Annotated in this window: 13 protein-coding genes; 9 read left to right on the top strand and 4 right to left on the bottom strand. The window is 69.6% G+C overall.

The window, feature by feature from the left end; translation table 11 throughout:
* Positions 1-30: 30 nt before the first annotated feature.
* Complete coding sequence (typA, locus tag ABD736_RS05845) at positions 31-1,950, top strand: translational GTPase TypA (protein WP_344790800.1); 1,920 nt, start codon at positions 31-33, stop codon at positions 1,948-1,950.
* A 251-nt stretch (positions 1,951-2,201) separates the two neighbouring features.
* Here the strand turns inward: typA and ABD736_RS05840 are convergent, their stop codons facing one another.
* From ABD736_RS05840 to efeU, 3 genes are read right to left on the bottom strand one after another with little or no spacing between them, the layout of a single operon-like run.
* Positions 2,202-3,506 carry a Dyp-type peroxidase gene (locus ABD736_RS05840; protein ID WP_344790799.1) on the bottom strand — a complete coding sequence of 435 codons (1,305 nt, stop codon included), beginning with the start codon at positions 3,504-3,506 and terminating at the stop codon, positions 2,202-2,204.
* The gene (gene efeO / locus ABD736_RS05835; protein WP_344790798.1) at positions 3,503-4,753 is read right to left on the bottom strand and encodes an iron uptake system protein EfeO; all 1,251 of its coding nucleotides are present in this window, start codon (positions 4,751-4,753) and stop codon (positions 3,503-3,505) included. Before efeO ends, ABD736_RS05840 begins: the two co-directional genes overlap by 4 nt.
* Positions 4,737-6,335: an iron uptake transporter permease EfeU gene (efeU, locus tag ABD736_RS05830; protein ID WP_344790797.1), complete on the bottom strand. Its 1,599-nt coding sequence runs from the start codon at positions 6,333-6,335 to the stop codon at positions 4,737-4,739. The genes efeO and efeU overlap by 17 nt, the downstream gene beginning before the upstream one ends.
* 115 nt (positions 6,336-6,450) lie before the next feature.
* Between efeU and ABD736_RS05825 the strand changes: the two genes are divergently transcribed.
* From ABD736_RS05825 to ABD736_RS05790, 8 genes are all read left to right on the top strand, one after another.
* Positions 6,451-6,825, top strand: a complete 375-nt coding sequence (locus ABD736_RS05825; protein ID WP_344790796.1) for a hypothetical protein — start codon at positions 6,451-6,453, stop codon at positions 6,823-6,825.
* Between the two features lie 9 nt (positions 6,826-6,834).
* Entirely contained in the window at positions 6,835-7,155 is a 321-nt protein-coding gene (fdxA, locus tag ABD736_RS05820) for a ferredoxin (protein ID WP_344790795.1), read from the top strand.
* Positions 7,156-7,168: 13 nt separating this feature from the next.
* Complete coding sequence (dapC, locus tag ABD736_RS05815; RefSeq protein WP_344790794.1) at positions 7,169-8,284, top strand: succinyldiaminopimelate transaminase; 1,116 nt, start codon at positions 7,169-7,171, stop codon at positions 8,282-8,284.
* A 64-nt stretch (positions 8,285-8,348) separates the two neighbouring features.
* Positions 8,349-9,632: a citrate synthase gene (locus ABD736_RS05810; protein ID WP_344790793.1), complete on the top strand. Its 1,284-nt coding sequence runs from the start codon at positions 8,349-8,351 to the stop codon at positions 9,630-9,632.
* A 90-nt stretch (positions 9,633-9,722) separates the two neighbouring features.
* A complete protein-coding gene (locus tag ABD736_RS05805; protein WP_344790792.1) occupies positions 9,723-10,214 on the top strand; it encodes a flagellar protein FlgN in 492 nt (163 codons plus the stop codon).
* The gene (gene flgK / locus ABD736_RS05800; protein WP_344790791.1) at positions 10,214-11,644 is read left to right on the top strand and encodes a flagellar hook-associated protein FlgK; all 1,431 of its coding nucleotides are present in this window, start codon (positions 10,214-10,216) and stop codon (positions 11,642-11,644) included. Before ABD736_RS05805 ends, flgK begins: the two co-directional genes overlap by 1 nt.
* 13 nt (positions 11,645-11,657) lie before the next feature.
* Entirely contained in the window at positions 11,658-12,539 is an 882-nt protein-coding gene (gene flgL / locus ABD736_RS05795; RefSeq protein WP_344790790.1) for a flagellar hook-associated protein FlgL, read from the top strand.
* On the top strand, positions 12,536-12,907 hold the full coding sequence (locus ABD736_RS05790; RefSeq protein ID WP_344790789.1) for a flagellar assembly protein FliW: 372 nt from the start codon (positions 12,536-12,538) through the stop codon (positions 12,905-12,907). The genes flgL and ABD736_RS05790 overlap by 4 nt, the downstream gene beginning before the upstream one ends.
* Before the next feature lie 250 nt (positions 12,908-13,157).
* On the opposite strand, the gene csrA is transcribed toward ABD736_RS05790, so the two are convergent.
* Positions 13,158-13,409 (bottom strand): carbon storage regulator CsrA, encoded by a 252-nt coding sequence (gene csrA, locus ABD736_RS05785; protein WP_344790788.1) that lies wholly within the window; start codon positions 13,407-13,409, stop codon positions 13,158-13,160.
* Between the last annotated feature and the right edge of the window lie 15 nt (positions 13,410-13,424).

Genomic DNA, 13,424 nt, shown 5'->3' with positions numbered 1-13,424 from the left:
CCGCTCTTCATAAAAGGACGTCGTACACCCATGGCCACTGCCCACCGCACCGACCTGCGCAACGTCGCCATCGTGGCTCACGTCGACCACGGCAAGACGACCCTCGTCGACGCGATGCTGAAGCAGACGAACTCCTTCGGCGAGCACGCGCACGTCGAAGAGCGCGCGATGGACTCGAACGAGCTCGAGCGTGAGAAGGGCATCACGATCCTCGCCAAGAACACGGCGATCTCGTACAACGGCGAGCACGCCGCCGAGCACAACCCCGGCGGCCCCATCACCATCAACGTCATCGACACCCCCGGCCACGCAGATTTCGGCGGCGAGGTCGAGCGCGGCCTGTCGATGGTCGACGGCGTCGTGCTGCTGGTGGACGCCTCTGAGGGCCCGCTGCCGCAGACGCGATTCGTGCTGCGCAAGGCGCTCGAGGCGAAGCTGCCCGTGATCCTCGCGGTGAACAAGACCGACCGCCCCGACGCCCGCATCGACGAGGTCGTCGCCGAGGCGCAGGACCTGCTGCTCGGGCTGGCATCCGATCTGTCCGACGACGTCCCCGACCTCGATGTCGACGCCCTGCTCGACGTGCCCGTCGTGTACGCGAGCGGCAAGGCGGGGCGCGCCTCGCGCAACCAGCCGGCCGACGGCTCGCTGCCCGACAGCGAGAACCTCGAGCCGCTGTTCGAGGCGATTCTCGAGCACATCCCCGCCCCGTCGTACGACGACGAGGCTCCGCTGCAGGCCTGGGTCACCAACCTCGACGCGTCGCCGTTCCTCGGCCGCCTCGCCCTGCTGCGCATCTTCTCTGGCACGATCAAGAAGGGCCAGACGGTCGCGCGCGTGCACCACGACGGCACGACGTCGAACGCCCGCATCACCGAGCTGCTCATGACGAAGGCGCTCGAGCGCTTCCCGGCCGAAGCCGCTTCCGCGGGCGACATCGTCGCGGTCGCCGGCATCGAGGACATCATGATCGGCGAGACCCTCGCCGACCCCGAGGACATCCGCCCGCTGCCCGCGATCCACGTCGACGAGCCGGCGATCTCGATGACCATCGGCATCAACACCTCGCCTCTCATGGGCAAGGTGAAGGGCCACAAGCTCACCGCGCGCATGGTGAAGGACCGCCTCGACCGCGAACTGGTCGGCAACGTCTCGCTGCGCGTTCTCGACATCGGCAAGCCGGATGCCTGGGAGGTGCAGGGCCGCGGCGAGCTCGCTCTCGCGATCCTGGTCGAGCAGATGCGCCGTGAGGGCTTCGAGCTGACGGTCGGCAAGCCGCAGGTCGTCACCAAGAAGGTCGACGGCAAGGTGCACGAGCCCTACGAGCACGTCACGATCGACATCCCCGAGGAGTACCTCGGCGCGATCACGCAGCTGCTCGCCGCCCGCAAGGGCCGCATGGAGGGCATGTCGAACCACGGCACCGGATGGGTCCGCATGGAGTTCATCGTGCCGTCGCGCGGTCTGATCGGCTTCCGCACCGAGTTCCTCACCACGACGCGCGGCACCGGCATCTCGAACGCCATCTCGCACGGCTACGACGAGTGGGCCGGCTCGATCGTCACCCGCAACAACGGCTCGATCGTCGCCGACCGCCAGGGCGTCGTGACCGCGTACGCGATCATCGGCCTGCAGGAGCGCATGAGCTTCTTCGTGAACCCCGGCGACGAGGTCTACGAGGGCATGGTCGTGGGTGAGAACTCGCGTGCGGACGACATGGACGTGAACATCACGCGTGAGAAGAAGCTCACCAACATGCGCACGTCGACCGCCGACAACTTCGAGGCCATGACGCCGTCGCGCCAGCTGACGCTCGAGGAGTGCCTCGAGTTCGCCCGCGAAGACGAGTGCGTCGAGGTCACGCCTGAGAAGGTGCGCATCCGCAAGGTCGAGCTCGACGCGACCGCCCGCGGCCGTGCCGCCGCCCGCGCGAAGAAGCAGGACGCGTAGCGGAGCGCTTCGCAGACAAAAAGGTGCCCTCATCGATTCACTTCGACGAGGGCACCTTTTCTCGCGGCGAGGACACCAAACTTGACGGCGAGGGCACCATTGGTGCCCTCAGCGAAGTGGTGCGGGGCAGACGACGCGCGCCGATCTGCAGTTTTGGGTCGATAGGAGGGAACGACTCCGATCGACGGTCTGCGTATCGACCCAAATCCGCGGTGGCGGACGGTGGGGCGTTTGAGGCGTGCGCGACCCAGCTACGCGAAGAGGCCCTCTGCGAGGTAGTGGCCCTGCTTCGCGGCCGGGGGAACGAAGAAGATCGCCGAGCCGATGTGCGAGATGTACTCGTTGAGGCGGTCAGACGACCCGAGCTTCGCCTGGATCGTCTCGAACGACGCGGGGTCGTTCTGGTACGAGATGAACAGCAGGCCGGCGTCCAGTAGGCCGTACTGGTTCAGCCCGTCGGTGTAGTTGTAGCCCCTGCGCAGGATCTTGAGCCCGCCGTTGTTCTCGTGCGCGGCCAGCGCGATGTGCGAGGTGGGGGAGATCTTGGGCTGGCCGTCGGCGCCCTTCGCGTGGAAGTCCGGCGTCGTGAACTCGTGGCCGCCCGACAGCGGCGCGCCGGCCTTCTTGTCGCGCCCGAACACGGCGTTCTGGTCGCTGACCCGGTCGGCGTCCCAGTTCTCGATGTTCATCTGGATCTTCCGCACCACCTGGTACGTGCCGCCCTGGGTCCACGCGGGGCCCGAGTCCTTCACCCAGACGAACTTGTCGAAGTCGGGCTCCTCTTTGAGGTTCCGCGTGCCGTCTTTGTAGCCCATCAGGTTGCGCGGCGTCGTCTGCCCCTTGCCGGCGGAGGCGCGGCCGAAGCCCATCACGGTCCAGCGGGTCGCGGCCGTTCCCTTGGCCATGCGCGCGAGGTCGCGGATGGCGTGGTAGGCGACCTGCGGGTCGTCGGCGCACGCCTGCAGTGACAGGTCGCCGCCCGACAGCTCGGGCTTCATGGCATCTGACGGCAGTGCCTTGAGCTCGCGCATCAGCGTCGGCTTCTTCGCCGCGAGACCGTACTTGTCGGTGAAGAGCCCGGGGCCGAGGCCGACCGTGACCGTGAGCCCGGCGGGCGCCAGGTCGAGCGCCTCGCCCGTGTCGACGCCGATGCCGTCCACGCGGTTCGGCTCGACCTGGCCGATCGTCTTGCCCTTCATGAGCTGAGCGATGGCGCCCGACCAGCGGGCGAGCAGCACCTGCAGATCGCGTGCGAGCGGCGACGACATGTCGAACGTCATGTAGACGCAGTAGCGCTGCTGCGAGGTGCGGATGCCTGGCTGCTCGGCGTCGCCGTAGAAGGGATGCTCGAGCGACAGGTCGACGACGTCGCCGTCATCGGTCGTGCCGGCCGCGGCTGCGGGGTCTCCATTCGCGCCGCGCGCGAGGAGACCGCCTGCGAAGCCGCCCGCGCCACCGACGACGAGGCCCCCGGCCGCGGCCGCTCCGTAGAGCAGGCCGCGGCGCGAGACGCCCGCGCCGTCAGAGGTCTCGGGCTCGTGAGGCGTGTTGCTCAACCGGCCGTCGCCACCTTCTCGGCGATCTTGGACAGCGGCTCCTGCAGCGCCTGCACGGCGAGGCTGATCTTCGAGGCATCCGTCTGCTTCAGCGCCGGCGTCCAGTACTTGTAGCCACCGGGGATACTCGGGTCCTTGTAGCCGTCGAGCAGTGTCGTGACGGTCGTGAACTGCGACTCGATCTGCTTGGTCAGGGCCGGGTCGATCTTCGTGAGCCCGGGGCGCAGGAACTCGAATGCCTGCTGGGCACCCTCGACGTTCGAGGCCATGTCGATGAGGTCGGTGTGGCTGTAGGCATCCTCACCGCCCGTGATCTTGCTCGACTGGACCTCTTCCAGCAGGCCGGCCGCGCCGTTCGCGAGGTCCTCGGGCTTGTAGGTGATGCCCTTCGCGAGCGTCGCGAGCTGCGTGACGTTGGCGTTCAGCTCGCTCGCGTACTTCTTCGTCTGGGCGGTGATCGCGCCGCCCTGCCACAGGTCGCGCTCGACGGCGTGGAAGCCGTGCCAGCCGACCGCGGGGTCGAGGTTGTCGGCGCGCATGTCGATCAGGTAGTCGAGGTTGCCCGAGTTGTCGGTCGCGTCGTGCCCGGGAAGCACGAAGCCGTCGACGTCGGACTCGACCTTCTCGTAGAAGGGGCGCGCGAGCGCGTAGTCCTTCTTCGCCTCCGCGACGTTCCCGGACTGCACGGCCGTGTTGAGGTTGCCGACCGCGGTGACCATGTCGGCGAGCGTGCCCGCGACGTAGCTGCCGTACCCGTCGGTGCCCTGCTTCAGCAGGTCGGCCGTGCTGCCGCCCCCGGCCGACTTCGACTTGCCGGTGACCGTGAACTTCTGGTGCTCGGTGTCGGCGCCGGGGCAGTACAGGTCGTAGGTGCCGCCGTCGAGCGTGAGCGTCAGCTTCACCGCGCCGAGCCCCGGCGCGAGGTTCTCTTTCTCGCCGATAATGCGCTGCTGCGACAGCAGCTCGACCTCGGTGATGGCGGTCGAGCTGGTGTTCTCGATCGTGAACGTGACGGGGCCGGCCTTCGCGCTGGTGTGGTCGAGCGCGCACACGTCGCCACTGCCGCCGGTGAGCGTCACCTTCACCTGGCTGGCGCCCGATATCTGAGGGGCGACGGATGCCGCGGGCTTCGCCGCGCCGTCGGTGCCGGTCTCGCCCCCGGACGCGCATGCCGTGAGCGCGAGCGCGGCGGCGGCCACGAGGCCGGCGGCCGCGGCCAGGCGGCGGGGGTTACTGCTGAGCTGCATAGCTGGTACTCCTCTGCGGCGCCGTCTGGATCGCCGACGGCGCGGTGGGGATGACAGGGGTGTTCTGGTCTGTGAGGGCGCGACGGCGCGAGCGCAGCCCGAAGGCCGCGAGCGTCAGCGCCGCGACGCCGAGTGCGATGGGCAGCTGCACGGCCCAGAGCTCGTGCTCGGCCTGTGCCGACGAGACCGCGCTCGCGGCGCTCTGCGCGGCGGCGTCGGTCACGGCCCAGTTCGAAATGGCGAGATCGGTGAGGCTGATCGACAGCGTGCGCGGGGTGGTGAGGCCGCCGCCGGAGAGCGTCACGAGCGTGTGGGTGCTCTGCTGCGCGTCGATCAGCGCGCCGCCCGCGGACCAGACCTGGAGCTTCCCGGTGAGTTTCCAGGACGCGTCGAAGGGACCCGGGTCGCTCGAGGGGTTGATGCCGACGGGCAGGCGGCCGCCGTTTTCGGCGACGAGCTGGTTGAGGGTGAGCTGCTTCGGGGCAGACAGACTGCCGGGCGTTACAGGCACGCTCCACTCGCGCGCGGAGACCCCGTTGTGCTGCACGCGCGTGCCTGCGCCCGCCAGGCGGACGGTGCTGCTGCTCGCGCCGAGCGTGTAGCTCAGGGTCGAGCCCTTCAGCTGCGCGGTGCCGGAGCCTGCGGCATCCGTCGCCCCCGCAATCGCCAGTGCATGCGGCTGCGAGCCGTGCGTGAGCGGCGCGAGCACGGCGAATCCGAGCGCGACGACCGCGACGGCGCCGGCCAGCCAGAACTGCACCTTCGCGACCTGCATGCCCTGCGCGCGCCGGGCACGCGGCCAGTAGACGAACAGGACGACCGGGATGAGGTACGCGAACCAGCCGATGACCTCGATGAGGCGGGGGTCGGCGGGGATGCCCAGCACGCCGGTCAGCAGCGAGGACTGCACCGTGCCCGGGCGCACGAGCGCGCCGAGGTCGAGCACGGTCTGCTGACCGCCGTTCAGCCAGCCGGCCTCGTGGGCGGTGCGCAGCGAGGTCAGCACCAGGCCGGCCGCGACCAGGATCAGGAACGCGCCGGTGGCGCGGAAGAAGGTGGAGAGGTTGAGCTTGACGCTGCCGGCGTAGATGCCGATGCCGATCAGGATCGCGATCACGACCCCGATCACGGCGCCGGCCGCAGCGAGCGTCATGCTGCTCGAGGCGGTGAAGGTCGCCAGCAGGAACACGCTCGTCTCGAAGCCCTCTTTGAGCACGGCGAGGAAGGCCATGCCCGCCAGCGCATAGGCGTGGCCGTCGCGGATCGCCTCGGTCGCCTCTGCCTCGAGCTCGCGCTTCAACCCGCGCGAGTGGGTGTTCATCCACACGATCATCCCGGTGACGAACACGACGGCGACGGCGCCGATGATCGACTCCATGCCCTCTTGCGCAGCCTGGGGGAGCGAGCGCTCGACGACTCGAAGCACGACGCCCACGGCGATGCTGAGCGCGACCGCGACGCCGACCCCGACCCACATCGGTGCGAGGCTCTTGCCGTTCTTGCGCAGGAACGCGGCGATGATGCCGACGATCAGGGCGGCCTCAAGGCCTTCGCGCAGACCGATGACAAGGGTGGGGAGCACAGGATGCTTTCGCTGGGCGGGTGGGCCGGGAACGGTTGGTAAGGCTTACCTTACGTAGGTCAGCCTAAGGCGAGCTTGGAACCTCGCCAAATCCCGGCTTGCCTAGCATGGGCTCATGCACAATCGCCTCGGCGCGTCGCTTCTCGCCCTCGTCGTCGGACTGATCCTCGGCGTCGTCGGTACCTTCGGGCACCGCGGCGTGATCGGCGTCGGCGGGACTGACTTGCCCTGGGGCATCGTCGTCTCGGTGGTCGGGGCCGCGTGCTTCCTGATCGGCACCCGCCTCTATTCGGGCAGCAGGCTCGTGACGCTCGCCGGCACGGTCGGCCTGCTCGTGCCCATCTTCGTCTTCTCATTCCAGGGCCCCGGCGGCTCGGTCGTGATCGTCGGCGACACCATCGGCCGCATCTGGGACTTCGCGCCCGCGCTCATCGCGGTCGGCGTGCTGGCCTGGCCGCGGCTGAACTTCGCAGCACCGCAGACTCCATAAACTGGTCGCATGACCTACGTGATCGCCCTTCCGTGCGTCGACGTCAAAGACCGCGCCTGCGTCGACGAGTGCCCGGTCGACTGCATCTACGAGGGCGAGCGCTCGCTGTACATCCACCCCGATGAGTGTGTGGACTGCGGCGCCTGCGAGCCCGTGTGCCCCGTCGAGGCGATCTACTACGAAGACGACCTGCCGGGCGAGTGGTCCGACTACTACAAGGCCAACGTCGAGTTCTTCGACGAGATCGGGTCGCCCGGCGGCGCTGCCAAGGTCGGCGTGATCGCGAAGGACCACCCGATCATCGCCGCGCTGCCGCCGCAGGGCCACTGAACAGAGCCGCCGCGTGCCGATCACCGATCTTCCGGACTACCCCTGGGACCGGATGGCTCCCTACGCCGAGCGTGCCCGCCGGCACCCAGACGGCATCGTCGATCTCTCCATCGGCTCGCCCGTCGATGAGACCCCCGAGCTGATTCGCACCGCGCTCGCCGAGGCGACTGACGCGCACGCCTACCCGACGACCGCCGGCACACCCGCGCTGCGCGAGGCGATCGTCGCCTGGTACGCGCGCCGCCGCGGCGTCACCGGCCTCACCGTCGACCAGGTGCTGCCGACGATCGGCTCGAAGGAGCTCGTCGCGCTGCTGCCGCTGCTCGCGGGCATCCGCGCCGGCGACATCGTCGCGCACCCGCGTGCCGCCTACCCGACCTACGCCGTCGGCGCCGCGATCGCGAACGCCGAACCGTTCGCCTCGGACGACCCGGGGGAGTGGCCGACGGGCACCAAGCTCATCTGGCTCAATTCGCCGGGGAACCCCGACGGGCGGGTGCTCGACGTCGAGTTCCTGCGTGCCGCCGTCGCGCGGGCGCGCGAGCTCGGGGCGCTCATCGTCAACGACGAGTGCTACGCAGAGCTCGGGTGGGAGGGGCGCTGGGCGGGGGAATCCGTGCCCAGCATCCTCGACCCCAGGGTCACCGACGGCGACGTGACGGGCGTGCTCTCGGTCTACTCGCTCTCGAAGCAGTCGAATCTCGCCGGCTATCGCGCCGCGTTCATCGCCGGCGACCGGGCGGTCATCGGCGATCTGCTCACGCGGCGCAAGCACGCGGGGCTCATGCTGCCGGCGCCGCTGCAGGCGGCGATGGCTGTCGCGCTCGGCGACGACGCGCACGTCGCGGCGCAGAAGGAGCGCTACCGCGCCCGCCGCGCCGTGCTCAAGCCGGCGCTCGAGGCGGCCGGCTTCACCATCGACCACAGCGAGGCAGGGCTGTACCTGTGGGCGAGCGAGGGTACGGATGCCTGGCAGAGCATCGACCGCCTTGCGAGCCTCGGCATCCTCGCGGGCCCCGGCGAGTTCTACGGCGAGTTCTTCCCGAAGCACGTGCGGTTCTCGCTGACGGCGACCGACGAGCGCATCCGCGCCGCGGCCGCCCGCCTCGCGGCCGATTCTTCGCGTTAACACGCCGCGTATATGGTTGAAGAGCAGGCCTGCGGGCCTGTCACAGCAGACGAAGGAGTTCTAGGTGACTGAATCCGACGACCAGTTCGCGACGCTGTCCTACCCGGGCGGGCAGGCGCAGTTCCCCATCCGCGCAGCGGTCGACGGGCACTCCAGCATCGACATCTCGTCGCTGACCAAGCAGACCGGGCTGACGACGCTCGACTACGGCTTCGTGAACACCGCGGCCACGGCATCCGCCATCACCTACATCGACGGCGACCAGGGGATTCTGCGCTACCGCGGCTACCCGATCGAGCAGCTGGCCGAGCGCTCGAGCTTCCTCGAGGTGGCATGGCTGCTGATCTACGGCGAGCTGCCGACGGCCGACGAGCTGGGCGAGTTCGCCGACCGCATCCGCCGCCACACCCTCGTGCACGAGGACCTCAAGCACCTCTTCGGCGCGCTGCCGTATCACGCGCACCCCATGTCGATGCTCTCGAGCGCCGTGGGCGCGCTCGGCACCTACTACGAGGCCGACGTCGAGGACGAGGCCGCCATCGACCTCGCCACCATCCGTCTGCTCGCCAAGATGCCGACGATCGCGTCCTACGCGCACAAGAAGAGCCTCGGCCAGGCGTTCCTGTACCCCGACAACTCGCTGTCGTACGTCGAGAACTTCCTGCGCCTCAACTTCGGCACGATGGCGGAGCCCTACGAGGTGAACCCGGTCGTGGCGAAGGCGCTCGACCGCCTGCTCATCCTGCACGCCGACCACGAGCAGAACGCGTCGACCTCGACCGTGCGCCTCGTCGGCTCGACCAAGGCCAACATCTTCTCGTCGATCTCGGCCGGCATCTCGGCGCTCTACGGCCCGCTGCACGGCGGCGCGAACGAAGCAGTGCTCGAGATGCTCGCCGGCATCCGCGACTCGGGCGAGGGCGTCAAGAAGTTCGTCGAGCGCGTCAAGAACAAGGAAGACGGCGTGAAGCTCATGGGCTTCGGGCACCGCGTCTACAAGAACTACGACCCGCGCGCGAAGCTCGTGAAGGAGAGCGCGGACGCGGTGCTCGCGGAGCTCGGAGTGCACGACCCGCTGCTCGACATCGCGAAGGAGCTCGAGCAGACCGCCCTCGAAGACGACTACTTCGTCTCGCGCAGGCTCTACCCGAACGTCGACTTCTACACCGGCGTGATCTACAAGGCCATGGGCTTCCCGCCGCGCATGTTTACCGTGCTGTTCGCGATCGGCCGCCTGCCCGGCTGGATCGCGCAGTGGCGCGAGGTGAACACCGACCCGGCCAGCAAGATCGGCCGCCCCCAGCAGCTCTATGTGGGTGCCGCCAAGCGCGACCTGCCGCAGCGCTGATACAGTCCACAACGCTGAATATCTGTCAGCGACGCTAACGGCGGTGCCCACGGTGACGATAAGGAACCGTGGATCTGACGGGAGGCGAATATGGGCGCCAGTGAGTTGTCTGCGCTGCTATGGCAGGAGCGCGAACTGCTCGACCTGCTCGAGTACCGGCTCGAGGTGCAGCGGGCGCTGCTGACCGTCGGCGAGTCGCGGTGGGCGCAGCGCGCCGCAGACGACATCGAGGCGACGACCCAGCAGCTGCGGAACCTCAACATCGCCCGCGATGTCGAGGTGCAGGCCGTCGCCGACGACTGGAAGTTCAACGTCGTGAACCCGTCGCTGCGCGAGCTGATCGCCGCGGCGCCGCCCGACGGCCCGTGGCTCGAGATCTTCAACGGGCACCTGCGCGCCATGCTCGCGTCGGTGGAGCGCATCAGCGCGCGGCGAGCGGAGAACGGGCGGATGCTTCGCGAGGCGATCCGCCACACACAGGAGACCCTCGCCGGCAGCGGCGATCGCGCCGGCACCTACACCGCCGCGGGCACGCCGGACACCGGGAAGCGCACTGCGATCCTGTTCGAGGACGACGCCTGATGACGAGCACCTTCAGCGGTCTCGAGACCGCGTACTCCGGGCTGACCGCCGCCCGAGACGCCATGAACGTCACGGGGCAGAACATCACGAACGCCGGCACGCCGGGCTACACCCGGCAGCGTAGCGTGCAGACCGCCGCCGTGCCGGCGACCTCGACCCACTTCGCCTCACCGACGGCGCAGCCGGGGCAGGGCGTCACCGTCACCGGCATCCAGCGCCTCAGTGACGAGCTCGCGAACGCGCGCCTGCGCACCGCACAGGGGCAGCAGGCCTACACCGGGCTGCGCGCGGACGCGCTGCAGACTCTCGAGGACGGCCTGAACGAGCCGAGCGACACCGGGCTGTCCGCGCAGCTGCAGCAGTTCTGGGCGAGCTGGCAGGACCTCGCGAACAACCCGGGGCAGCCGTCGGCCGGCGCGGTGGTCATCTCGGACGCGAAGACCGTCGTCTCGCAGCTCGCCGCCGGCTACACCCAGGTCGCGAACCAGTGGGCGGGCCTGCGCTCGCAGCTCTCCGGCCTGGCCGACCAGGTGAACCAGGCGGCCGACGGCATCGCGGCGCTCAACGCGAAGATCCAGCAGGCGACCGCGGCCGGGGCATCCGCCAATGAATTGATCGACCAGCGCGATCAGCTCGCCTCCACCGTCGCGCAGCTGGTCGGCGGAACCGCAACGCCGCAGCCCGACGGCAGCATGGCCGTGTTCGTCGCCGGCAATGTTCTCGTGACGGGGCAGACCGCCAACCACGTGAAGCTATCCGGCGCGACCGGGCTGCAGGGCGCAGCCGGCGACCCCGTGCGGCTCGAATGGCAGGCGCACCCCGGCCAGGCGATCGACGTCGACGGCGGCCAGATCGCCGCCGGGCTCTCGCTGCTCGCGCCTGCCGCAGCCGACGGCTCGGGCGGGGCACTCGCGCAGACCGCGGAGGCCTACAACCAGGTCGCGACGGCGCTCGCCGCACAGGTCAACGCCGTGCACGAGGGCGCGACGACCGCCGACGGCCGCACCGGCCTCGACTTCTTCGCGGTCGCCTCTGGGGGTCCGGCCGCGCTCGAGCTCTCGGTGGTCGCGGCGACCCCCGCCGACATCGCCGCGGCCGCGCCCGGCGCCGGCAGCCTCGACGGCACCGTCGCCGACGCGATCTCGCAGCTGGGGCTCGCACCTGGCTCACCCGACGCGCTGTGGTCGGGCTTCATCGGTGTCATCGGCAACACCTCGCAGGCCGCCCAGCAGCAGGATGCGCTCGCCCAGTCGACGCTGACGAGCGCCACGAGCGCGCAGCAGTCCATCTCGTCGGTGGACACCGACCAGGAGAACCTCGACCTGGTCACCGAGCAGTCCGCCTATCAGGCCGCCGCACGCGTGCTGACCTCGGTCGACCAGCTGCTCGACACGCTCATCAACCACACCGGCGTCGTCGGACTGAGCTAAGGAGCGCCACGGAATGACGATGCGCATCACGGACCAGATGGTCTACGGCAGCCAGGCGCGGAACCTGCAGAGCTCGCTCGCAGCCCTCGCCGCCGCGCAGCAGCGGGCGACGACCGGGCTCAAGCTGCAGCGGCCGTCCGACGACCCCGCCGGCGCCGTCACCTCGCTGCAGCTGCGCGCGCAGCAGGCGCAGAACACGCAGTACTCCCGCAACATCACCGACGGCACCGCGTGGACCTCTGCGGCGGATGCCGCGCTGAGCCAGACCTCGACGCTGATCCGCCAGGCGCGCGACGCCGTCGTGCAGGCTGGCAACGGGTCGCTTAACCAGAGCGCGCTCGACGCGCTCGCCGACCAGCTCTCCGGCATCCGAGACGGGCTGGTGGCGCAGGCGAACACGACCGTCGGCGGCCGCGCCGTCTTCGCGGGCACGTCGGATGCCGGGGGAGCCTTCGACGCGTCGTACAACTTCACCGGCACAGCCGGCTCGAGCGTGACCCGGCGCATCGGCGACGGCCAGAGCGTGCGCGTCGACGTCGACGGCTCCGCGGTCTACGGCCAGGGCGCGACCTCGCTGTTCGCGCAGCTCGACGGCGTGATCGCGGACCTTCGCGCAGGCAACCCGGTGGGCTACGCCCTCGGGCAGCTGGATGCTGCGCAGCAGGCCGTCGGTTCGGCGCAGGCGGCGGTCGGCTCGGCCGAGGGGCAGCTGCAGGCGGCGAAGAGCGCGCAGGCGACGGCATCCACCCAGCTCGTCCAGCGGCGCAGCGACGTCGAGAACGTCGACATCGCCCAGGCCGCGATCGACCTCACGAATCGGAACAACGTGTACCAAGCCGCCCTGCTCGTGGTGACCAACACGATGCAGAACAACCTGACGGACTTCCTGCGATGAGCGCGACCGTCGAGCTGATCGCGCCGCTCGCCGGCATCCCCGGCACCTCGTACGTGATCGACGAGGTCGACGCGGGCCTGTTCACGCTGCGCTCGCTGAGTGAGCCGCTGCGTCTGTTCGTCGTCGAGGGGGCGTCGCTGCCGACGTATCAGCCCGAGCTGGACGACGCGCAGATCGCCGCACTCGGGCTCACCGAGCCGGACGATGCGGAGCTGTACGTCGTCGTGAACCCGGCCGATGGCACGCCGACCCTGAACCTGCTCGCGCCCATCATCGTGAACCGCCACTCGCGCCGCGGGGCCCAGCTCGTGCTCGACGCGAGCCGCTGGCCGCTGCGCGCCTCACTCGACGAGCTGCTCGCGAGCTAGCGGGGCGCTGCTGGGCGCTCCCTGCGGGGCTCTGTGCGCTGTGCCCGGTGAGCTGCAGCCCGTCTTTGCCGCGTGAAAAGTGGTGTCCTGATCGAAGTGCGCGGCAGGGCACCTTGCTTTCGTCGCAGTTGAAGCAGAGCACCATTGGTGCTATCCGCTCGAAAAAAGGTGCTCTCGTTCAAGTGCGCCGGAGCTTGCGTGTCGGCTGGCGCAACGCCGGCTCGCGCGACGTGGGCCGGTAGACCGCGGCTCAGTCGTGGGGGCGGCGCAGTAGGGCGAGCACGGATTCCTGATCGGAGTCGGCCCCGGCACCGGCGGCTGCCGCCGCGGCGGCCGCCGTCTCGCGCGCGATCTGCTCGAGCACTTCCGAGCGCTGGACCTTGACGTCGCGCGGGGCATCCACGCCCACGCGCACAGTGTCGCCCTTGACGTCGACGACGGTGATCGTGATGCCCTCGCCGATGACGATCGACTCGCCGATCTTCCGCGTGAGCACCAGCATGGGTTCAGCCTATCC

This window comes from Gryllotalpicola daejeonensis (assembly GCF_039538145.1).
GTDB classification, from domain to species: domain Bacteria; phylum Actinomycetota; class Actinomycetes; order Actinomycetales; family Microbacteriaceae; genus Gryllotalpicola; species Gryllotalpicola daejeonensis.
Note: the sequence above shows the minus strand (reverse complement) of the source record. Positions and strands in the feature narration are given on the sequence as shown.

What these genes read in the sequence shown, in the direction of transcription:
- typA (WP_344790800.1), top strand. Translation starts at nt 31, where the DNA reads ATGGCCACTGCCCACCGCACCGACCTGCGCAACGTCGCCATCGTGGCT.
- flgL (WP_344790790.1), top strand. Translation starts at nt 11,658, where the DNA reads ATGACGATGCGCATCACGGACCAGATGGTCTACGGCAGCCAGGCGCGG.
- ABD736_RS05790 (WP_344790789.1), top strand. Translation starts at nt 12,536, where the DNA reads ATGAGCGCGACCGTCGAGCTGATCGCGCCGCTCGCCGGCATCCCCGGC.
- efeO (WP_344790798.1), bottom strand. Translation starts at nt 4,753, where the DNA reads ATGCAGCTCAGCAGTAACCCCCGCCGCCTGGCCGCGGCCGCCGGCCTC.
- flgK (WP_344790791.1), top strand. Translation starts at nt 10,214, where the DNA reads ATGACGAGCACCTTCAGCGGTCTCGAGACCGCGTACTCCGGGCTGACC.
- ABD736_RS05825 (WP_344790796.1), top strand. Translation starts at nt 6,451, where the DNA reads ATGCACAATCGCCTCGGCGCGTCGCTTCTCGCCCTCGTCGTCGGACTG.
- csrA (WP_344790788.1), bottom strand. Translation starts at nt 13,409, where the DNA reads ATGCTGGTGCTCACGCGGAAGATCGGCGAGTCGATCGTCATCGGCGAG.
- fdxA (WP_344790795.1), top strand. Translation starts at nt 6,835, where the DNA reads ATGACCTACGTGATCGCCCTTCCGTGCGTCGACGTCAAAGACCGCGCC.
- ABD736_RS05805 (WP_344790792.1), top strand. Translation starts at nt 9,723, where the DNA reads ATGGGCGCCAGTGAGTTGTCTGCGCTGCTATGGCAGGAGCGCGAACTG.